At 68.3% G+C, this 21,116-nt stretch carries 14 protein-coding genes; 5 read left to right on the top strand and 9 right to left on the bottom strand.

Annotated features, from left to right (window positions below; all coding sequences use genetic code 11):
- Window positions 1-17: 17 nt before the first annotated feature.
- The 3 genes from FHP25_RS12985 to FHP25_RS12975 all read right to left on the bottom strand — a co-directional run bounded on the left by FHP25_RS12985 (window position 18) and on the right by FHP25_RS12975 (window position 7,122).
- Window positions 18-980 (bottom strand): hypothetical protein, encoded by a 963-nt coding sequence (locus tag FHP25_RS12985; protein ID WP_147847357.1) that lies wholly within the window; start codon window positions 978-980, stop codon window positions 18-20.
- Entirely contained in the window at window positions 977-1,849 is an 873-nt protein-coding gene (locus FHP25_RS12980; RefSeq protein ID WP_147847356.1) for an AraC family transcriptional regulator, read from the bottom strand. The genes FHP25_RS12985 and FHP25_RS12980 overlap by 4 nt, the downstream gene beginning before the upstream one ends.
- Window positions 1,850-2,277: 428 nt before the next feature.
- Window positions 2,278-7,122 (bottom strand): NAD-glutamate dehydrogenase, encoded by a 4,845-nt coding sequence (locus FHP25_RS12975; protein ID WP_147847355.1) that lies wholly within the window; start codon window positions 7,120-7,122, stop codon window positions 2,278-2,280.
- 616 nt (window positions 7,123-7,738) lie between these two features.
- Between FHP25_RS12975 and FHP25_RS12970 the strand changes: the two genes are divergently transcribed.
- From FHP25_RS12970 to FHP25_RS12960, 3 genes are all read left to right on the top strand, one after another.
- Window positions 7,739-9,562 (top strand): ribonucleoside-diphosphate reductase subunit alpha, encoded by a 1,824-nt coding sequence (locus FHP25_RS12970; protein WP_231712312.1) that lies wholly within the window; start codon window positions 7,739-7,741, stop codon window positions 9,560-9,562.
- 165 nt (window positions 9,563-9,727) lie between these two features.
- Window positions 9,728-10,687 carry a ribonucleotide-diphosphate reductase subunit beta gene (locus FHP25_RS12965; protein WP_147847353.1) on the top strand — a complete coding sequence of 320 codons (960 nt, stop codon included), beginning with the start codon at window positions 9,728-9,730 and terminating at the stop codon, window positions 10,685-10,687.
- 26 nt (window positions 10,688-10,713) lie between these two features.
- A complete protein-coding gene (locus FHP25_RS12960) occupies window positions 10,714-11,589 on the top strand; it encodes an EipB family protein (RefSeq protein WP_147847352.1) in 876 nt (291 codons plus the stop codon).
- 12 nt (window positions 11,590-11,601) lie between these two features.
- Here the strand turns inward: FHP25_RS12960 and FHP25_RS12955 are convergent, their stop codons facing one another.
- The 4 genes from FHP25_RS12955 to FHP25_RS12945 form a co-directional block, all read right to left on the bottom strand.
- Window positions 11,602-12,372, bottom strand: a complete 771-nt coding sequence (locus FHP25_RS12955) for a DUF2145 domain-containing protein (RefSeq protein WP_178133490.1) — start codon at window positions 12,370-12,372, stop codon at window positions 11,602-11,604.
- Between the two features lie 22 nt (window positions 12,373-12,394).
- Entirely contained in the window at window positions 12,395-12,880 is a 486-nt protein-coding gene (locus FHP25_RS40770) for a hypothetical protein (RefSeq protein ID WP_178133489.1), read from the bottom strand.
- 112 nt (window positions 12,881-12,992) lie between these two features.
- Window positions 12,993-14,060 carry an ATP-dependent 6-phosphofructokinase gene (locus FHP25_RS12950; protein WP_147847350.1) on the bottom strand — a complete coding sequence of 356 codons (1,068 nt, stop codon included), beginning with the start codon at window positions 14,058-14,060 and terminating at the stop codon, window positions 12,993-12,995.
- A 247-nt stretch (window positions 14,061-14,307) separates the two neighbouring features.
- A complete protein-coding gene (locus FHP25_RS12945; protein WP_147847349.1) occupies window positions 14,308-15,039 on the bottom strand; it encodes an SDR family oxidoreductase in 732 nt (243 codons plus the stop codon).
- Between the two features lie 78 nt (window positions 15,040-15,117).
- Between FHP25_RS12945 and FHP25_RS12940 the strand changes: the two genes are divergently transcribed.
- Window positions 15,118-16,428 carry an FAD-dependent oxidoreductase gene (locus tag FHP25_RS12940; RefSeq protein ID WP_147847348.1) on the top strand — a complete coding sequence of 437 codons (1,311 nt, stop codon included), beginning with the start codon at window positions 15,118-15,120 and terminating at the stop codon, window positions 16,426-16,428.
- Window positions 16,429-16,432: 4 nt separating this feature from the next.
- Here the strand turns inward: FHP25_RS12940 and FHP25_RS12935 are convergent, their stop codons facing one another.
- Window positions 16,433-18,223: a VanW family protein gene (locus FHP25_RS12935; protein WP_147847347.1), complete on the bottom strand. Its 1,791-nt coding sequence runs from the start codon at window positions 18,221-18,223 to the stop codon at window positions 16,433-16,435.
- A gap of 137 nt (window positions 18,224-18,360) precedes the next feature.
- Window positions 18,361-19,410: an alpha/beta hydrolase gene (locus FHP25_RS12930; RefSeq protein ID WP_178133488.1), complete on the bottom strand. Its 1,050-nt coding sequence runs from the start codon at window positions 19,408-19,410 to the stop codon at window positions 18,361-18,363.
- 170 nt (window positions 19,411-19,580) lie between these two features.
- Here FHP25_RS12930 and FHP25_RS12925 point away from each other — a divergent pair, with 170 nt between their 5' ends.
- Entirely contained in the window at window positions 19,581-21,116 is a 1,536-nt protein-coding gene (locus FHP25_RS12925; protein ID WP_147847345.1) for an ABC transporter substrate-binding protein, read from the top strand.

Genomic DNA, 21,116 nt, shown 5'->3' with positions numbered 1-21,116 from the left:
CTACATAGCACGCGAGATCAGCCGCCGGGCGCCTGGACCTCGTGCGCGCCGATTTCCTCGCGGATCTGCACCTCCAGCGCCGCCAGGTGCCCCAGCTGGTCGGCCGCGGCCGACCGGTCGCGCTGCATCAGATGGCTGTGGCAGCGGCCGAACAGCGCCGCCTGCCGGCGCTTGGACTGCGCCAGGCCCGGATTCGACGCGGCGAAGAACCGCGCGAAATCCAGCGCCCGCTTGACGCCCAGGGGCAGCGCGAAGTGCAGCAGATGGGCGGATTGCGCCGGCGACAGCGCGTCGCGCCCGACCTGCCGGGCCAGCCAGGCCAGCGCGCGCTCGTCGACAAGACGGCCGCTGGCGGCGGCAAGCCGGGCCGCCTCGGCATGGAGGCCTTTGAAGTTCCGCCACGCCTGCGCTTCGATCGCGGCGCGGGTGGGCATGGCGATGCGCCTGGGATGAGACCAGGCGCGGAAATGGCCACGCTTGTAGACAATGGCGTCGGCACGCCACGCCTGCGCCAGATCGGCCCGCGAGATCAGCATTTCCGCGAACCCGGCGGGGTCGTAGATCACGGCCTGATCGCCTTCGATCGCGGACACGAGCACGTAGTGGTCGACCCCCGCCACGGATGGCCGGCCGGGGTTGTATGACAGGAATTGCATGTCCAGCGGCCCGATCACCACCGGCGAGGTCCGCACCGTCGCCGCCAGCCAGTCGAACGGCACCGGATCGGGCGCCTCGGTGGCGTGCTCGGCGATCGCAAAGCCCAGCACGGCGAGCGCGCACGAGATGCCCGCGTCCGGCGTGCCGGCGAGGCCGCTGAAGAACGGCAGGCCGTCCTCGGCGATGAACGCGCCCAGGCCGACGCCGGAGAGCACCTCGATGCGCTGCGGCGCGACGTCCTCGCCATGCGCGCCCAGCAGCATCGCCGTGGCATTGGCGTAGCAGTACCAGTAGCCGTCGTGGAACGTGATGGGCGCCGTCATGGCTCGTCGTGCTCAGCCAGCGGCAGGCACAGATCGGTACGCCACTGCGCCGGCGGCAGGGTGCGCGGATCGTTGAGGTAGGCATCGAAGGCGGGCTGGTCGGCGATCTCCTCGCCGCTGCGCGGCAGCCAGTCGCCATACAGCCAGCGCCACGCCGCGCCCAGCTCGGCGTAGGGGCCCTGGTGATGCAGCACGGCATGACGGCCACCCGGCAGGTCGATCAACCGGAAATCGCCTTCGCCCTCGGTTCCAGGTGGCATCGACAGTGCGACATCGGTCAGCAGGCTGTCGGCCGGCACGGCGAAGCAGTCGTTCAGGTAGATGGCGAAGGCCTGCGACTGCGGCCCCAGCAGGCCGCGCGTGCTCGCCCAGGCGCTGAGCCGCGTGAAGGCGACGTCCAGACCGTCGTAGGATCCCACATGGCGCAGCGCCAGCAGGCGGCGCGCCGGCAAGGTCTCGATGCTTATCGCATGGTTCATGACGCAACCTCCCGTGGTGGATGCCGTGCCGACAACGGCCGATGGCCGCCGGCCCTTGCGGAAGGCGCCCGGCGGCAGGCCGTGCGCGGCGGCGAAGGCGCGCGCGAAGGCCGCCGTGCTGCCGTAGCCGGCCGCCTGGGCGATCGTGGCGATCGGCTGGTCCGAGCTGATGAGCTGCGTGGCGGCGCGCTGAAGGCGGCCACGGCGGACGGTGTCGGAGACCGTCTCGCCCGTCATGGCGCTGTAGATGCGGTGGAAATGAAACGGCGAGAAGCAGGCCACCGCCGCCAGCCGCTCGAGCACCAGCGGCTCGTCGAGATGCTCGGCGATGTGCTGGGCCACGCGTGCGATGCGATCGGCGTAGCTCTGGCGGGTCAGCGTCCGGTTCATGGTCCGGCGATGGTAGTGAAGCCGCCTTGATTTGGGTTGCTGACTTGCCGGGTGCCGCCGCGCTGCCCGCAAAAAGAAAAGGCCGCCGTTCCGGGGGGAGGATGGAACGGCGGCCAGAGCCTCTTGCGAGGCTGAACGTGGCTTGGGGGAACCACGTTCGGGGGAGATACCCCCCTTAGTTAGGCGCGACGTGTGGCTCGCGCTAGGCCCAAATGGGGCGAAACTGTGATATTTTAGCCACACCTCAATCGCGGGATAAAGTACAGTCAATTCAGGTTCTTAGCTGTTTTCCCCTGTTCTGACCGCGACTTACGCGTGTGCGCAGAGTATGTGCAACGCACTGCATGCATATCTCCGCACAGAACGCATGCCGGCCATGCGGCTTTTGATCGGATCCGGGGGTTCGGCGCCCGGTGGCTCGCCGCCCCTCAAGCCGTCGCCAGACCACGCAGCTCGTTGGCCGCGACAGTCAACATCGCCAGGTCGACGGTCGGCTGCGACTTGAGGTCGACGACGACCCGGTCGACGCGCTCCAGGGCTTCCCGGCGCGGCGCGGTCCAGGCATCGAGCAGGCCAGATACGTCGATCGCGGCGGCGTCGGTGGGCGCTCCCGCCAGCGCCGAGGCCGCCAGGCTGCGTTGAACGGTCGCAAAGTCGTCGACGACGGCGTTGCCGGCCATCATCTGCCAATGGGTCTCGCGCGGCAGCCGGTCGGCGGCGGCGCGCAGCCAATCGAACCCGAGCCGGGCGCCGAGGTCGAAATAGAGGCGCGCGGCATCGCCCACCGGCACCCGGGCGATGGCCGACAGCGCCGCGATGTCGCCGGAAGCGGCCAATGTGTCGAGCGCCGCGATGCGATGCGCCAGCTCCTCGGGCACGCCGGCCTGGATGAACGTGCCGGCCCGCTCGGCGATGGCGGCACGCTCGCCCTGCGGCAGCAGCGCGTCGAGCTCGGCGGCCATCGTCGCCACGGCCGGCCGCAGGGCGTCGACCGCGCGCGTCAGGTCGACCGGCCGCGGCAGGCCGCGCAGGGCCCACAACGTGCCGCGCTCGATCAGGCGCTGGGTTGCGATCAGCATCGCGATCTGCGCCGGCGCCACGAGCTGCGAATCCAGCGCTTCAATCTCCGCCCACAGGTCGCGCAGCAGGAAGCTGTCGCGCACGATCGCGAAGCAGCGCGCGATATCCGCCGTCGAGGCGCCAGTGCGGTCGCGGATGTCGTGCACGAAGGTGCTGCCGACGCGGTTCACCATCGAGTTGGTCACCTGCAGCGCCACGATCTCGCGTCGCAGCCGGTGGCGGCGGATCGAGTCGGAGAAGCCTTCGCGCATGGCGAGCGGGAAGTAGCGCAGCAGCTCCGCCTCGAGCAGCGGGTCGTCAGGCAGGTCCGACGCCAGGATCTCGTCGTTGACCACGATCTTGCCGTAGGCCAGCAGCACGCAGAGCTCGGGGCGCGTCAGCGGCTGTCCGGCGGCGGCCCGCCGCTTCATCGCGTCGTTGTCCGGGAGGAACTCCACCGCCCGGTCCAGCCGGTTGGCGCGCTCCAGCGCCCGCATCATGCGCGCGTGGCGCTCGTGCATGGTGATGGCCTGCACCGCAGCGACGCTGACAGCCTGCGTCTGCTGGTAGTTGTGGCGCAGCACCAGGTTGCCGACCTCGTCGGTCATCGACGCCAACAGCTGATCGCGCGCTTGCATCCCCAGCGCCTGGTGGCGCACCGCATCGCCCAGCGCGACCTTGATGTTGACCTCGTGGTCGGACGTATCGACGCCGGCAGAATTGTCCATGGCATCGGTATTGATCCTGACGCCGGCCTGAGCCGCCTCGATGCGGCCGCGCTGCGTGACGCCGAGATTGGCGCCTTCGCCGATCACGCGCGCACGCACGTCGCGGCCGTCGATGCGCAGGGTGTCGTTGACCTTGTCGCCGGCATCGGCGTGCGCCTCGGCCGAGGCCTTCACGTAGTTGCCGATGCCACCGAAGAACAGCAGGTCGACCGGCGCCTTGAGGATGGCGCGCATCAGGTCGTTGGGCGCGACCTGGCTGGACTCGATGTCGAGCACGGCGCGCGCTTCGGGCGTCACCGCCACCGATTTGGCGCCACGCTCGACGATGAAGCCACCGGCCGACAGCTTGGCGCGGTCGTAGTCGGCCCAGGACGAGCGCGGCAGATCGAACAGCCGCTGGCGCTCGGCGACGCTTGCGGCCGGGTCGGGGTCGGGGTCGACAAAGATGTGGCGATGATCGAAGGCAGCCACGAGGCGCGTCTTGTCGGAGCGCAGCATGCCGTTGCCGAAGACATCGCCCGACATGTCGCCGACGCCGACGGCGGTGAACGGTGTGGCCTGGGTATCCAGGCCCAGCTCGCGGAAGTGGCGCTTGACGCTCTCCCAGGCGCCGCGGGCCGTGATGCCCATCTTCTTGTGGTCGTAGCCGACGGAGCCGCCCGATGCGAACGCATCGGCCAGCCAGAAGCCGTACTCGGCCGACACGCCGTTGGCGATGTCGGAGAAGGTCGCGGTGCCTTTGTCGGCAGCGACCACGAGGTAGGGATCGTCGCCGTCATGGCGCAGCACGCCGGACGGCGGCACGACCTTGCCGTCGGCGTTCAGGTTGTCGGTGATATCGAGCATGCCGCGGACCAGGGTCTTGTAGCACTCGATGCCTTCGGACTGGATCTGGTCGCGGGTGCCGCCGACCGGCGGCCGCTTGACGTAGAAGCCGCCCTTGGAGCCGACCGGCACGATGACGGCGTTCTTCACCATCTGCGCCTTCATCAGGCCCAGGATCTCGGTGCGGAAGTCCTCGCGCCGATCCGACCAGCGGATGCCGCCGCGCGCCACCGGGCCGCCGCGCAGATGCACGCCTTCGACCCGCGGGCTGTAGACGAAGATCTCGACCATGGGCCGCGGCAGCGGCAGCTCATCGAGATGACGGCTGTCGAGCTTGAGCGACACATAGGACTTGAGCCGTCTATCGGCGCCGGTCTGCCAGAAATTGGTGCGCAGCGTGCACTCGATGGCGTTCAGGTAGCGCCGCAGGATGCGATCCTCGTCGAGGCTGGCGACCTGCTCCAGCGCCGCGGCGATCGACATGCGCGTCTTTTCGATCCGCTCCTGCCGCTCGGGTGAATCGGCAGCGCCCAGCGCAGGATCGAGCCGGGCGCGGAACAGGGCCGCCAGGTCGGCGGCGATATCGAGATGCGCCGCCAGCGCCCGTTCGATGTAGTCCTGGCTGAACGGGAAGCCGGCCTGGCGCAGGAACTTGGCGTAGGCGCGCAGCACGACGACGTCGCGGGCCTCGATCTCGGCGCCCAGCACGAGGCGGTTGAAGCCGTCGCTTTCCATGTCGCCGGTCCACACCGCGCCCAGCGTCTCGGCGAAGCCGGCCCGCTCGGCATCGACGTCGACGGCCCGGCCGTCGGCGGTCTCGATGCTGAAATCGTGCAGCCAGACCGCGCCGTCGGGCAGCGACAGCCGGAACGGCGTTTCTGTCATGACGCGCAGGCCCATCGCCTCCAGCGGCGGCAGGATGTCGGACAGCGGGATCGGCTGCCCGGTCCGCATCAGCTTCACCGCCATCTGGTGCGGCGCCTGGCCGGCGCGACGGTAGAGATCGATGCCCAGCGGCACGCCGCCCTGTATCGACAGCGCCTGCGTCAGATCGCGCGCCGCGGCAACGCCATCGAACATCTCGCGATAGGCGACGGGGAAGGCCGTCGCCATGCGCCGCGCCAGGCCCAGCCCGTCGGCCTCGCCATGGCGTTCGACCAGCGCCGCCTTGAGCTTGTCGCTCCAGGTGCGCGCCGCCTCGGCCAGCTCGCGCTCGACAGCGATGGGATCGGGCAGCTTGGCCATCGGATCGGCCGGCCGCAGGATGAACAGCACCCGCGCCAGGACGGATTCATCGCCGACATTGACCGAGAAGCTGTCGACCGTGCCGCGATAGGCACGCTCGAGGATCGCGGCGAAACGCTTGCGCAGATCGGTGTCGTAGCTGTCACGCGGTGCATAGACCAGGCACGACACGAAACGCCCCGCCGCATCGGGCCGCGCGAACAGGGCCACGCGCTGGCGCTCCTGGAGCTGCAGCACGCCGGTGGCCGTGGCGAACAGGGTGTCCTCGTCGGCCTGGAACAGCTCGTCGCGCGGATGCGTCTCGATGATGTTGATCAGCGCCTTGCCGTCGTGGCTGGCGGGGTCGTAGCCGGCGCGGTCGATGACGGCCTCGACCTTGCGCCGCAGCAGCGGGATGTCGCGCGGCGATGCGTGGTAGGCCGACGACGTGAACAGGCCCGTGAAGCGCCGCTCGCCGGTGACTTTTCCCTTGGCATCGAAGATCTTGACCGCGATCACGTCCATCGCGCCGGCACGATGCACGCGCGAGGGCCGGTCGCTTTTCAGCACCAGGACGGGCGACGACGATGCCGCGAAGCTGGCCAGCGCCGCGCGCCCCTGCGGATGCGGATCGAACAGCCGCTCCTCGTCGCCGCGCAGGATGCCCAGGCCCGAGCCCGGCACGACGTCGTAGCTCACCGGCCCGCGCTTGCCGCCGCCATATTTGAAGCGGCGGAAGCCCAAGAAGGTGAAGTGGTTGGCCTCGACCCAGCGCAGGAAGGTGGCCGCCTCCTCGAGCGGCCCGCGCAGCGCCGGCATGCGGCCCGACGCCACGGCGAGCTCGCCGACCGCGTCGAGCGCCGTCTGGCGCATCGCGAACCAGTCGGCGACCGCCAGCCGCACCTCGCCCAGCGCCTGGCGCAGCGCCGCCGCCAGATCGTCACGCCCGGCCGCGTCGGCGATGCGGTCGATCTCGATGCGCATCATCGATTCGCGCGGCGCGCCCCGCGCGGGACCGCCGAACTCGGTGAGGACGCCCGCGGCGTCGCGCGCCACCGGCATCACCGGATGCGCCATCAGATGCACCGCCAGATCCCGGCGCACGAACTCCATGCGCACCGAGTCGACCAGGAACGGCATGTCGTCATTGACGATCTCGACCACGGTGTAGCGGCTGCTGTAGCCGTCCGCCTCGAGCGTCGGATCATAGACCCGCAGCTTGGTCGCCTCCGGCTCGCGCTGGCGCATGAACGCGAACAGCGCCCGGGCCTGCGCGGCGCGATCCGAAGCCGCAGCGGCGGCAATGTCGTCGGGCGCCAGCGCCTCGAACAGGCGATGCGCGAAGCGCGCCGCGACACCGCCGTCGGCCCGCGCCGCCTCGATCACCGCCACCAGCTTGTCGTTGAGGGCTTCCTCGCCGGCCGTGCGTACGTCCATCGTTCCCTCCCTGGGGCAGCGGCAACACGCCGCCGCAGACCCGACCGATGCCGCATCACTGGGGGGAGATGCTACCCCAATCACGCGAAGCCCACCATTTCCTAAAAAGGTAAGCGGTCACCCAGGAATTGGCAGACACCGCCGGCGCCGGATCATTCCCGGCACATCATGCAGGCGGCGGATGCAAGCTGCATGGTGATTCCGCGATTCGCCATCGATGCCCATCATTCGCGGCCTTTTGCGCCCTCGCCACGAGGCGAGGCGCGGAATGCTTGACAATTCCGTCAAAGAGCCAATGAATCCGCCACAAAGCGCGGTTTGTTCTCGTTTTTATTGCGCTGCAGCATGAAATCCGAGTGAGTGGTGTGGTCAATATTAGATGACACTTTCCCTCGTCTTTTCAAGCGCTTGCGGCGTCATTCTCGTAATTCCCGCTTAAGGGAAAAGTTTGGGGGTGACAGGCGGCGATGCCGACTTATGATCGACATATTGTGGTCAGGGCGAGAGCCTTACCGAGATGTTGTGTCACAAACAATTCTGCCCACAGGGGTGGACAAGACTGTGACGGGGGCGCCAAGTGTTTGATGTAGTTCAGCTTCAGAGTGGCGGCCGCGTTGTGACTGAACGTGGCCGGGACGACAAGCTCACCGCCTTCGGCAAGGCCACCTTGTCCGACCGTTACCTGCTGCCCGGCGAGAGCTACCAGGACCTGTTCGCGCGCGTCGCCGCGGCCTATGCCGACGACGATGCCCATGCGCAGCGGCTCTACGAGTACATCTCGAACCTGTGGTTCATGCCGGCGACGCCGGTGCTCAGCAACGGCGGCACCAAGCGCGGCCTGCCGATCTCCTGCTTCCTGAACGAGGCCAGCGATTCGCTGGAGGGCATCCTCGGGCTGTGGAACGAGAACGTGTGGCTGGCGGCGCGCGGCGGCGGCATCGGCTCGTACTGGGGCAACCTGCGCTCGATCGGCGAGAAGGTCGGCATGAACGGCAAGACGTCCGGCGTCGTGCCCTTCATCCGCGTGATGGACTCGCTGACGCTCGCGATCTCGCAAGGCTCGCTGCGCCGCGGCTCGGCCGCCGTCTACATCCCGGTCAGCCATCCCGAGATCGAGGAATTCATCGAGATCCGCCGGCCGACCGGCGGCGATCCCAACCGCAAGGCGCTGAACCTGCACCACGGCATCCTGGTGCCCGACGCCTTCATGCGCGCCGTCGAGAACGACACCGAATGGGCCCTGACCTCGCCCAAGGACGGCGCCGTGCTGCGCACCGTGTCGGCGCGGGGGCTGTGGATCCGCATCCTGACGGCGCGCATCGAGACCGGCGAGCCGTACATCGTCTTCATCGACCACGTGAACCGCGCCCTGCCGCAGCACCAGAAGCTGGCCGGCCTGACCGTCAAGACCTCGAACCTGTGCAGCGAGATTACGCTGCCCACGGGCGTCGACAAGTACGGCCGCGAGCGCACGGCGGTGTGCTGCCTGTCGTCGCTGAACCTGGAGACCTATTTCGAGTGGCACGAGCATCCGACCTTCATCGAGGACGTGATGCGCTTCCTGGACAACGTGCTGCAGGCCTTCATCGAGAACTCGGGCGCTGACTTCCAGCGCGCCGCTTATGCCGCCATGCGCGAGCGCAGCGTCGGCCTGGGCGTGATGGGCTTCCACTCCTTCCTGCAGGCCAACACCATCCCGCTCGAGTCGGTGATGGCCAAGGTGTGGAACAAGAAGATGTTCAAGCACATCAAGCAGGGCGTCGACGCCGCGTCGGTGAAGCTGGCGGGCGAGCGCGGCGCCTGCCCGGACGCGGCCGATTTCGGCATCCAGGAGCGCTTCTCCAACAAGCTCGCGGTCGCGCCGACGGCCTCGATCTCGATCATCGCCGGCGGCGCCTCGCCCGGCATCGAGCCGATCGCGGCCAATGTCTTCACCCACAAGACGCTGAGCGGCTCCTTCAGCGTGCGCAATCCGTACCTGCAGCGTCTGCTGGCGCAGAAGGGCCGCGACGACGAGGACACCTGGACCTCGATCGCGCTGAACCAGGGATCGGTGCAGCATCTCGACTTCCTGGACGACCACGAGAAGGCCGTCTTCAAGACCGCCTTCGAGCTCGACCAGCGCTGGCTGATCGAGCATGCTGCCGACCGCACGCCGTTCATCTGCCAGTCGCAGTCGCTGAACGTCTTCCTGCCGGCCGACGTGCACAAGCGCGACCTGCACCAGATCCACATGATGGCCTGGAAGCGCGGCGTGAAGAGCCTCTACTACTGCCGCTCGCTCAGCATCCAGCGCGCCGAGGCGGTCTCGGGCGACGCGGCCATCGCCGCGGTGGCGATGCCCTCGAGCTACAAGAACGGTTCCGGCGCCCCCGCCGAGCTGCCGCTGGCCGCCGCAGCGGAGCAGAACAACTACGAAGAGTGCCTCGCGTGCCAGTAGTTATGTGATTGCCGGGAGCGCGCCACTCCAGTGGCGCACGCCGTCGGACGGCCTCGACGGCCGTCCGACGGCGGTCTTCCCAGCAGTTCGTGGTCGCCCTCCGCTGATGCTACGGGCGATGCGCCACTGGAGTGGCGCGCTCCCAGCGAATTTGGATAGAGACCCATGTCCCTTCTCGACGCCAAGCCGATCTACAAGCCGTTCCGCTATCCGTGGGCCTACGACGCCTGGCTCACGCAGCAGCGCATCCACTGGCTGCCCGAGGAGGTGCCGCTGGCCGATGACGTGAAGGACTGGCGCCACAAGCTCAGCGACAGCGAGCGGCATCTGCTGACGCAGATCTTCCGCTTTTTCACCCAGGCCGATGTCGAGGTGAACAACTGCTACATGAAGCACTACTCCCGGATCTTCAAGCCGACCGAAGTGCAGATGATGCTGGCCGCCTTCTCGGCCATGGAGACGGTGCACATCGCCGCCTACTCGCACCTGCTCGACACGATCGGCATGCCCGAGACGGAGTACTCGGCCTTCCTCCGCTACAAGGAGATGAAGGACAAGTACGACTACATGCAGGGCTTCAACGTCGACTCCAAGGAAGACATCGCCAAGACGCTGGCCGTGTTCGGCGCCTTCACCGAGGGCCTGCAGCTGTTCGCCAGCTTCGCCATGCTGCTCAACTTCCCGCGCTTCAACAAGATGAAGGGCATGGGCCAGATCGTGTCGTGGTCGGTGCGCGACGAGAGCCTGCACTGCAACTCGATCATCCGCCTGTTCCGCACCTTCATCGCCGAGAACCCCGGCATCTGGACGGAGGAGCTGCGGCGCGAGATCTACATCGCCTGCTCGACCATCGTCGACCATGAGGATGCCTTCATCGACCTGTCGTTCGAGATGGGCGCCATCGAGGGCATGAACGCCGAGGACGTGAAGCGCTACATCCGCTACATCGCCGACCACCGCCTCACGCAGCTCGACCTGCAGCCGATCTACCGGGTCGAGAAGAACCCGCTGCCCTGGATCGACTTCATGCTCAATGCGGTCGAGCACACCAACTTCTTCGAGAACCGGGCCACCGAGTACTCCCGCGCCTCGACCCGCGGCACCTGGGACGAAGCCTTCAGCTAGGCGTTCCTGGTCGGTAATATGAATGCATGCGGATTCTCGAGCCCTCCTGTCATCCCGAACGCAGCGAGGGATCTCCTGCGGATGATGCGAGGTGCGCCCTTCGCAGGGGATCCCTCGCTGCGCTCGGGACGACAGGACTGTTCTTTGCCGCGGCGCTGCCGGCGCAGGCCGCCGACATCCAGGGGCATGCGATCAGCTACCAGATCACGGTCGAGAAGCCGCCCGCCGAGACCAAGGCGGAAGGCCAGATGTCGGCCAGCCTGAGCAAGACCTGCGAGAGCTGGGACTACAGCAGCGCCCTGCTGTACAGCCTCGGGCGCACCGGCGCCCGGATGGAGTCCTGGCAGGAGGGCACCAAGTTCAGCGAGAAGCCCGACGGGCGGATACTGCAATACGAGGCCCGCTATCGCGTCGGCGCCCGCGGCGAGGAAGCCCGCGGCACGGTCGTGCTCGGCGCCGACGGCGCCGGCACGCTCGACGTCAAGTCCGACAAGCTGCCGCGCAAGGTCGACCTGCCGGCCGGCACGCTGCTGCCCGTGGCGCTGCGCGCCAAGCTGATCGATGCGCTCAGCAGCAGCGATCCCGACACGGCGGGCGGTCCGTTCGCGCTGCGCACCATTGAGCTGGGCCGCTTCTATGCCGCAGCCGATGTCACCGTGGCGCGGGCGGCGGCCCTGCCGGCCCTGAAGCCGCCGGCGCCGCGGATCAGTTCGCCGCTGCTGCGTGGCAGGGCCTGGACGCTGAAGCAGACCTCCAGGGCGCTCAGCGACTGGATGGAGTCGACCTTCGAGCTGCACGAGAGCGGTGTGATCGCGCGCTTCACGTTCCGGCGCGAAGGCATCGTCTGGCGGGCCGACGTGAAGGAGCTCAACGCCTTCGCCACCCCGAAATGCGGCGGGTGAGCGCGCCTGCCGTCATTGCGGGCGCACCTCGATGCTGGCCGACAAGGTGCCGGTCGAGGCCAGCCAACGCTCGATGGCCTGGACGGTGACCACCGCGTAGCGATTGTCGTTGGCGGCGGCGCGAGGGTGGTCGTCGAAGCGTACATTGGCGCGGAAGCGGCCGCCCAGGCGCTCCAGCCGCGTGAAGCACACCGTGTGCGGCTCGAAGCCGGACTGCCGCAGCTCGGCGATCGCCGCCGCGCGGTCGCCATCGAGCCTGCCGGCGCGCGCCAGCGCCAGGTTCTCGAGCACGAACTGGTTGGAGTTCTGATAGGCCATGGCGAACGGATAGGCCATCACGCTGTAGCGCGGCTGATGCAGGGTCTCGATCGATCCGGCCTCCAGCCGCTCCAGCAGTCCCGCGCGCAATTCGGGGCCGGGCACCAGCACGAGAGCGTCGTAGGTCCAGGGACCATCGAGGAAGAAGTTCATCAGGCCCTGGCGGTACAGGCGCGATGTTGGCCCGGCGCGCTCGTTGAGCGCGTGCCGGATCTGCCAGCGGCCCGCCGGATCGTCACGCCAGGCGATGCCGGCATGGGTCCAGGTGACGCCGTGGCGGCTGAGATCGGCGCCGACGCGGCCGATGATGGCGATGTCGGCGCCGGTATCGTCCAGAGCCCGCTCCAGGCGTTTCGCGGCCGCGGCCGCCTGCACCACCTCAGCGACGGGCGGCAGCCGGTCGCTGCACGCCGACTCCCCGGCCCGCGCGCCGGACGGCCCGGTGCCCAACGCCGCAATCCGCATGCCGGCCATCGCCGCGCGACAGTCAGTGGACCACGAGCGCGTCATGCTGCACGAGATGGTCCTGGTCATCGGCGGCGACAAAGGCCAGCACCCGCCCGTCGCGGTGCAGGATCGTGCCGGCTTCCGTCGCCGTGGTGCGCACGGCATCGCCGGCCCGCAGCCCCGAGGCCGTGATCGCCCGCGCCGGCACGATCAGGCTGGCCTGCATCGCGCCGCTGGCATCGCGCAGCACCAGCGTCGCCACCGCGCCCGTGACCACGACGCCTGCCGTCGACCACTTGCCGGCCCGGCTCAGCGCCGTGGCAGCATCATGGACCGACGCCGACGCCGGCGCCGCCGCGGCGCCGGCGGGACGCACATGCGACATTTCGACCGTCGAGCCGCCGACGATCGGAAAACCGACGGCGGAAAGGGCGGCGACGGTCCGCTCCCGCGCCGGCGCCGGGACCGAAAGAATACCGGATACCACCACCCCGAGCGCCGCCAGCCGGAAATAGGGAAGCACCATGGAGGCCTCTTGTGTGATCAATTACTCACAATTGATGAGTAATCGCTCAGAGTCAAGAGGCTGCCGGCTGCGGCGAAACGTCGAAGTCCTCATTCCGAGAAGAAGAACCTGCCTACAGGGTGTCCCCCAGGCAGATGCCCAGCCCCCTGGCCGTGCGCACCACCGGACCCTGCGGGTCGACGACGCTGGGCACCGCCACGACCTCTTCCAGAGGCACGTCGACCACGTCGCGGTTCCACCATGCCACCATGCGACCGGTGCGGCCCTGCGCCACCAGGTCGACGGCATGCACGCCGAGGGCCGAGCCCAGCAGCCGATCCTCGGCATTGGGCACGCCGCCGCGCTGCACATGACCCAGCACGGTGACGCGCGTCTCCGCGCCGGTGAGCCGGCCCAGCTCGACACCCAGCCAGTGGCCGATGCCGCCTGCGGCCTCGACCGCAGAGCCGTCGACGTCCGATGGCCGCGCCGCCTCGGCCGCCACGATCAGCGCGAAATTGCGGCCCGCGACGCGCAGGTCCTTCACGCGCCGCACCACGATCTGCAGGGTCCAGTCGATCTCCGGGATCAGCACGACGTCGGCGCCGCCGGCCACCCCGGCGGCGATCGCAATGTGGCCGGCGTCGCGGCCCATCAGCTCCAGCACCATCAGACGATCGTGGCTGGCGGCCGTGGGCTGCAGCCGGTCCAGCGCCTCGGTGGCGGTGGCCACGGCGGTGGTGTAGCCGACGGCCCGCTCGGTGCGGGCGACGTCGTTGTCGATGGTCTTGGGAATGCCCACGAAGGGGATGCCGCCCTGCAGCGCCAGCCGCGACAGGATCTTGAGGCTGCCGTCGCCGCCGACGCCGATCAGGGCATCCAGGTCGAGCGCGCGGAAGCCCTCGACGATCTCCTCGGAGCGATCCTTCAGCGTGCCGTCGGGCATCGGAAAGGCGAAGGGATCGCCCTTGTTGGTGGTGCCCAGCACCGTGCCACCCAGCCGCAGCAGCGCCGTATCGTCATGCCCGGGCTTCAGCTCCTCGATCTCGACCGGCCGCGCCAGCAGGCCATGCGTGCCCTTGCGGATGCCGATCACGTCGAAATCGTAGGCGTGATGGGCACGGCGCACCACGGCACGGATCACGGCGTTCAGCCCGGCGCAATCACCGCCGCTGGTGAGGAGTGCGATCCGCTTGCCCATTGGCTGCTCTCCATCGCGCGGCGCTCGTGCGCCGCCATCGCCTGACACCTAGCACGATGAGACGGACACGCGAACCAGGCCATGCTGTCTGCCCGGATGAAGCGCGGGATCTTGCCGTCGAACAGAAAGATTCCGCACCGCCGCATTTTTCTGTCATCCCGAGCACAGCGAGGGATCTCCCGCGAATGGCGCACCGTGCGTCCTTCGCAGGGGATCCCTCGCTACGCTCGGGATGACGCTGGCGGTGTTATGCCCAGCCGCCGGCATGCGGCAGGACGTGGCCGGTGATGAAGCCGGCACCCTCGGAAACCAGGAAGCAGATGGTGGCGGCGATCTCCTGCGGCTTGCCCAGGCGGCCCAGCGGGACCTGCGCCGTCATGCGCGCCATCGCCTCCTTGTTGGCCAGCAGCGTTGGCGGGAAATAGTCGGGGTTCTCGACATAGTTGGAGCCCAGCGCATTGACCGTGATCTGGTCCTTGCCCAGCTCCTTGGCCAGCGACGACACCAGGCCGTTGGCGGCGGCGCGCGCCGAGACGTACATTGAATAGTTGGGAATGCCGCGCAGCGGCGCTGCCGAGGAGACGAAGAGGATGCGGCCATAGGCGCGCTGGCGCATCAGCGGCGCGATGTGCTGCGTGAGCGCGAAGGGGCGCACCACCATCGTCTCGAAGGCGGCGCGGAACTCGTCGAGCTTGGCCTCGCCCAGCGGTGCACGCGTCGCTGGCCAGGCGTCGTTGTTGACCAGGGCGTCGATGCGGCCGCGCGCCTTGACGGCGGCGCCGATCTCGGCCGGCGCCTGCTCGGCCAGCGCCGTGCTGCCCTTGAACTCCTTCTCCCAGGCCTTGCGCCTGTCGGCGTCAGCGAAGCTCTCGTCCGTCACGAGGACGGTCGCGCCCTCGCCCAGCGCCGCCGCCGTGGCGGCCCGGCCGGTGAACTTGGTGGCGTTGCTGATCAGCACGACACGGTCTTTCAGAAGCATGCGGCCTCCACGGCGAAACCAGATGACGATCAGTCCACGCTAGCACGCGCCCGGCGCAGTCGATATGGTCGCGACACCATGAGCCGGACCATCGCCGTCATCGGAGCCGGGCCGTCGGGCTTCTATGCCGTCGACGGGCTGGTGCGGGCATTGCCGGAAGCCCGTATCGACATCATCGACCGGCTGCCCTGCCCCTATGGCCTGGTGCGCTACGGCGTCGCGCCGGACCACCAGGGCACGAAAGCGGTGCAGCGCCAGTTCGAGCGCCTGCTGGCCAAGCCCACGGTGCGCTTTATCGGCAATGTCGAGGTCGGTCGCGACGTCACCATTGAAGATTTGTCGGCGCTGTACGACGCGCTGATCATCGCCACCGGCTGCAGCCACGACCGCCGGCTGGGCATCCCGGGCGAAACGCTCGATGGCGTCGTCGGCTCCGGCGCCTTCGTCGGCTGGTACAACGGCCACCCCGACTTTGCTGATCTGGATCCGCTGCGGCCCGACATGCGCACGGTGGCGGTGATCGGCGCCGGCAACGTCGCCATCGATGTCGCGCGCGTGCTGGCCAAGACGGCAGACGAGATGGCGAAGTCCGACATCGCGCCGCACGCCGCGGCGGCCATCGCCAAGCTCGATCTCGCAGCCGTCAGCCTTGTCGCCCGCCGTGGCCCGGCCGATGCGAATTTCACCGGCAATGAGCTCGCCGAGCTCGGCCGCCTGGCTGCCTTCCAGGCCGTCACGCAGCCCGAATTGCTGGACGGTGTGACGGCCCCCAACAGCGATCCGGCACCCGAGCGCATGCGCAAGACCAAGAACCTCGAGATCCTGCGCGGCTTCGCGGTGGGTCCGGCCGCCGCGAAACATCGCCGGCTGCACTTTTTGTTCTGGTGCACGCCCGTCGCTCTGCACGGCGTGGACGGCAAGGTGCGCGCGCTGGAGCTGGCCGACACGCGGCATCCCGAGCAGCGCCGGCGCGTGCCGGCCGATCTGGTGGTGACCTGCATCGGCTACGATCCCTCGCCGCCCGCCGGCCTGCCCCTGGAACGCGGCCATATCGCGCACGACGATGGCCGCGTGCGCGGCCTGCCCGGCACCTATGTCGTGGGCTGGGCCAAGCGCGGCCCGACCGGCGTCATCCCGACCAACCGCGCCGACTCGTTGGCGCTGGTGAAGGTCGTTGTCGACGATCTCGCAGCCGTACCAACGTCACGGAAAGCCGGCCCGGGCGGTCTCGACGCGCTGCTTGCGGCGCGCGGCACGCGTGTCATCGACACCGCTGCATGGCAGCGCATCGAAGCGGCGGAGAACACCGCAGGTCAGGCCGAAGGCCGGCCGCGGGTCAAGTTGGCCGCGTGGCATCTGCTCGAGCAGACGGCTCGCGGCACGCCCTGAGCCTCTACCTCGCGGAGACGTGATCGAGGCACGTGATGATGGCGGCGCGCAGCGCCGGCACATCGTCATAGTCGACCAGTGTGGTGCCCGGACGAGGCGCCAGACCGCAGACCGTCGACGCGATGACGGGAATGCCCAGCGCCTGGGCACGCAGCAACGCGCGCGGCTGATGCTCGATGATGGCCGGCAGCACGACTCCGGCCAGGCGCTCCGGCCACCCTGCGCCTTCCAGGCTCCGAACCGGGATGCTGCCCCAGAAGTCGCTCAGGCTCGCGCCGTCTTCGCGGGCGCGTCCGGCGATCAGCACCTCCACATCCAGTCCGGACAACGCCGCCCGCAGCGCGTAGATGCCCTTGCGTCCCACGGGAGATGCCGGAAACAGCAGCGCGCGGCCGCCGGCGACCCGCGCGGTCGCCGCGGGCTTCGGCACTGCCCACGGCACCAGCGTCGCGTGACCGTGCAGCGCTTCGGCGAGCGCGTGATGTGGCGTGTACAGATGATCGGCGGCGGCAAGCGCTGCAGCCTCGGCCGCGACAATCTCCGGCGGCGCCCGGAAATCACCCAACGTGGGGCTGTGCGGATACACCAGCAGCGCCTGGTCCAATCGGCGCTGCAATTCGGCCAGCGGCCAGCGTTCCATCAGCACGTCGAACGTCCGACCCCGCAAGCAGCCGAGCTTCCAGAGATGCGGCAAGAGGGATTGACCGACCACGAGATGGGTATGCGTGTGCGGCAGCCGCCGGGCGTAGCTCTCGGCCAGGCGGCGGTCATAGGTCAGCGCCAGCGTCTGGAGCGCACGGCCTTGCGCCGGTTGCCGCCGCGCGGCGATCGCTCGGGCCAAGGCGACGACCGTTGCGCGGACTTCACGGCCGGCGGCCGCCGGCCAGGCATAACGCCGCGCCAGGGACCCACGCATGGGCAGGAAGAGCATGTCGCGCGGTCCGGTTTGTCGTGCGAACAGGTCGGCATATTCCGGCCAGCACGCATCGATCAGCCATGCCGTCTGGTGTGTCTGTGACGCAACCGGCCGGGACGTATGGCGAAAGCAGGCGACCTGTCCGCAGCTCATACAGTCGTGGATGTCGCCGCGCGGCGTCAGAAGCGGCGGCATGCCGGTCGCATCCGCACTGCCGATGCCGCGAAACCGAATGTCCAGGTCGCTGCCGGTCATCCGCGCCTCGATCCGGAAGGCGTGCGCACTGCGAAAGCGCAGATCGACATAGTTCCAGAAGACCGTCGCGTCGCGGCCCAGCACCGCGCGCGATCCCGGCACCACGCGGCTATGCGCGTGGCGTTCGACGATCTCGAAGCCGGCGTCGAGCGCCGCCTCGTAGAGCGCGTTGGACAACTGACACAGTCCGCCGCCCACGGTGCTGATCATGCAGCCCTCGCGCAGCTCACGGCCGGCGACGAAGCCACGACGCCGCGTGGCGCGGCCGATCTGGCGCCAGAAGCTGAAAACCGCGCCGGCTGGCACCTCAATGCCGTCAAGGCAACGCGCAGCGATGCGCAGGTTCTGGATCTTGCCTGCCGTCAGTGCCCATTCCCGCGGGTCCGCTTCAGGAGCCCACAGCGGTGAGCGGGTTTGGGCGATGACGGGTGCATCCGCGAGAGATGCGCCTGTCGGATGACGCCGCAGTCGCAGCCCGCTGGCGATGTCCTGCCCATGGCGTCGCACGCGCAGCAGGGCGGCTTTGACCTTGAACAGCGCGGCATCCGATCGCGTCGGCACCGCCTGCGCGACGGCGACCCGGGCGACGACGGACGGTGATGACGTGCCAGAAAGATCGGTCATGCCTGCGGCATCTGGCGGGACGGGTTCCCGGAACACCGCAGGTTTTCCCACCGCCACGGCAGGAATAGGGCGGTCATGCGCAAAGGTGGTGCGCTCTGGTTGCCCCGAGCGAGGACAATCACCACGGCCGTGCCAGACTATGTCGGCCTGATCCGGTACGCCCGTTTCTCCGGCACCCAGTCGCGGAACTGAACCTCGTCCGGCGGCAATCCGCGCAACACCTGGCGTATGTCGGCCACCACCTCGGGGCGATTGCGGTAGTATTGGTGCCCGCGGTCGCCATCGGTCGTGGCGCTGACCCGCTCGCAGTCCACCAGCGTCACTTTCAGCGGCAGGTCCGACAACGTGCGCGGGCCCGTGGCGCCGAGGCGATCCTGGGCGTTCTTGGTGTCGCGGCTGATCTTGAGCGCACCGTCGTTGGCGGCGAAGTAGACATGGATGGCGTCGGCAAGGCCGGCCAATGGCGCGAACTTGTAGGCGAGCTCGAAGCTGTCGTTGTCCTCGTCGGCCGCCATCAGGAACACGTTCTTGAACAGGCGCGGCAGCCGGTTGGCGCCGAGGTCGCCGACGATCGCCTGGACCGCATGGCGCAAGGCATAGTTGCCCATGCTGTGCGCCACGAGATGGAGGTTCTGCTCGCAATGGGCGTCGCGGCCGATGCCAGCGAGATAGCGCAGCAGGATCGTGAGCGCCCGCTGCATCGCCGGCCCCGATGCGCGCGCATCGTCCCGATCCCGGGGATAGGAAATCAGCGGGATCATCTTGCCGTCGGCCGGCCAGGAAAAGACGAAGACCTCGAGCGGCTTCTCGTCGAGCTGATAGATCTCCTTGAGCTGGGCGCCGCGCTCCAGCACCTCCTCGAACTTGCAGGCGAAGCCGTGGATCAGCACCAGCGCATCGCTCTGGTTGGCGACCATCGAGGCCCGCAGCTCGTCGAAGATTTCGCGGCTGCCGAGCTTCTCCTTGGCCTTCTCGCGCTTGGGCGCGTCCGGGTCATCGATGATGTTTTCTGGCGGCAGGTGCACCTGCGTGACCTTGTAGCGTCCGCCGGGGCGCGCTGGCGGTTCGACCTCCGCCGAACCGAAGCGCAGGTAGGTTAAGCCCTTCTCGCTGAAATTCCGGCCGAATTTCGGTGATCGTTCCGTCCCCTCATTCTGGCGATTGGTCGCGAAGTAGACGGTTACCATGCTTGCCTCCCCCATTTCGGGGAACGGTACAGGGCCCGGTTGCGGCCGTCGAGGGTGGCCACGTATCGGTGATCGATCCGGCGCGCGATCCCATGGACGTCGCCGTGCGACCCTGTCTACAGTACCGCCCAAGCAGCGCATCGAACGCCGCATGTCCTGGAGGAAACGTCATGACCCGGTCTGGATTGCGTCTCGGTTCCATCGCGTGCTCGCTGGCCCTGGCGGCAGCGTTCGCGGCCGCGCCCGCGGCAGCACAGAAGCAAGGCGGCTCGCTCACGGTAGGGCTGGAGCTCGATATCCCCGGGTTCGATCCGCTCAAGGTCGGCGTCTACGACACGGCGGCCAACATTGCCGCCAGCCTGATCCTGGAGACGCTCGTCAGCCTCGACGACAGCGGCAAGCCCAAGCCCAGGCTCGCGCTCTCATGGTCCAGCTCCGAGGACTTCAAGACCTGGACCTTCAAGCTCAGGCCGGACGTCAAGTTCCACGACGGCACGCCGTTCAACGCCCAGGCGGTGAAAGCGAACTTCGACCGCCAGAAGGACCCCAAGAACAACTGCCGCTGCGCGTTCTATATCGCCAACATCCTGAGCATCGACGCCAAGGACAATTTGACGGTCGTCTACAACCTCAAGGATCCGGCGGTGAATTTCCCCGCCCTGATCACGCGCCCCGACCAGAACAGCACGATCCATTCGCCGACGGCGATGCTGGCCAAGGGCGACGACTACAACCGCAATCCCGTCGGCACCGGGCCGTTCGTGCTGAAATCGTGGACCGCGGGCGATCGCCTGGTCGTGGAGCGCAACCCCAGCTACTGGGACAAGGGTCGCCCGTACCTCGACCGCGTCGTGCTGCGGCCGCTGCCCGATGCGCAATCACGCTTTGCCAGCCTGAAGTCGGGCGAGACCGACCTGGTGTGGGCCGACGAGTCGGAAGCCGACAACATCATGCGCGCCCGCAACGACAAGACCCTGCAGGTGCTGACCTATGCCGGGTCGGGCGCGGCGGTGAACGCCATCAACACCAAGGTCGCGCCGCTTGACGACGTTCGCGTGCGTCGCGCCCTGGTCATGGCGCTCGATCGCAAGAAGATGTCGCAGGCGCTGACCAACGGCCTCGCCCGGCCGGCAAGCAATCCTTACGGCGACGGCTCGTGGGTCAAATGCAAGGATGACGGCGCCCTGCCCGAGGATCCCAAGAAGGCCGCGGCGCTGATCAAGGAATACGGCAAGCCGGTAGCCTTTAAGATGCTGTTCACCGCGACTCCGCGCGGCCGGGCCGCGGCCCAGGTATACCAGCAGCTGTGGAAGCAGGTCGGCGCCGATATGGAGATCGAGATGGTCGACCAGGCGACCTTCCCGCCGCGCGCCTTCCAGCGCAAGTTCGACGTCATCGGCTGGCGCATCGTCGACTTCCCGGATCCCGACGTGCAGATGTACGCCAACTTCCACACCGGCAGCCCGGTGGCGCTCGCCAACTACTCGAACCCCGAGCTCGACAAGCTGCTGGAGCATGCCCGGGTCACGCCCGACGAGGCCAAGCGCACCGAGGACTACTGCGCCATCAGCCGCATCATCAACCAGGAGGCCATCTGGTTCTGGACCTTCCAGAATACGTACTACGCGATGGCCAAGGCCAAGGTGAAGGGCGTGCCGAAGCTGTATGGCGGCGTGATCGACGTGTCCAACGCGTGGCTTGAATAG

The organism is Vineibacter terrae, from assembly GCF_008039615.1.
Lineage (GTDB): Bacteria > Pseudomonadota > Alphaproteobacteria > Reyranellales > Reyranellaceae > Vineibacter > Vineibacter terrae.
Note: the sequence above shows the minus strand (reverse complement) of the source record. Positions and strands in the feature narration are given on the sequence as shown.

What these genes read in the sequence shown, in the direction of transcription:
- FHP25_RS12985 (WP_147847357.1), bottom strand. Translation starts at nt 980, where the DNA reads ATGACGGCGCCCATCACGTTCCACGACGGCTACTGGTACTGCTACGCC.
- FHP25_RS12980 (WP_147847356.1), bottom strand. Translation starts at nt 1,849, where the DNA reads ATGAACCGGACGCTGACCCGCCAGAGCTACGCCGATCGCATCGCACGC.
- FHP25_RS12975 (WP_147847355.1), bottom strand. Translation starts at nt 7,122, where the DNA reads ATGGACGTACGCACGGCCGGCGAGGAAGCCCTCAACGACAAGCTGGTG.
- FHP25_RS12965 (WP_147847353.1), top strand. Translation starts at nt 9,728, where the DNA reads ATGTCCCTTCTCGACGCCAAGCCGATCTACAAGCCGTTCCGCTATCCG.
- FHP25_RS12960 (WP_147847352.1), top strand. Translation starts at nt 10,714, where the DNA reads ATGCGGATTCTCGAGCCCTCCTGTCATCCCGAACGCAGCGAGGGATCT.
- FHP25_RS12955 (WP_178133490.1), bottom strand. Translation starts at nt 12,372, where the DNA reads ATGCGGATTGCGGCGTTGGGCACCGGGCCGTCCGGCGCGCGGGCCGGG.
- FHP25_RS40770 (WP_178133489.1), bottom strand. Translation starts at nt 12,880, where the DNA reads ATGGTGCTTCCCTATTTCCGGCTGGCGGCGCTCGGGGTGGTGGTATCC.
- FHP25_RS12950 (WP_147847350.1), bottom strand. Translation starts at nt 14,060, where the DNA reads ATGGGCAAGCGGATCGCACTCCTCACCAGCGGCGGTGATTGCGCCGGG.
- FHP25_RS12945 (WP_147847349.1), bottom strand. Translation starts at nt 15,039, where the DNA reads ATGCTTCTGAAAGACCGTGTCGTGCTGATCAGCAACGCCACCAAGTTC.
- FHP25_RS12940 (WP_147847348.1), top strand. Translation starts at nt 15,118, where the DNA reads ATGAGCCGGACCATCGCCGTCATCGGAGCCGGGCCGTCGGGCTTCTAT.
- FHP25_RS12935 (WP_147847347.1), bottom strand. Translation starts at nt 18,223, where the DNA reads ATGACCGATCTTTCTGGCACGTCATCACCGTCCGTCGTCGCCCGGGTC.
- FHP25_RS12930 (WP_178133488.1), bottom strand. Translation starts at nt 19,410, where the DNA reads ATGGTAACCGTCTACTTCGCGACCAATCGCCAGAATGAGGGGACGGAA.
- FHP25_RS12925 (WP_147847345.1), top strand. Translation starts at nt 19,581, where the DNA reads ATGACCCGGTCTGGATTGCGTCTCGGTTCCATCGCGTGCTCGCTGGCC.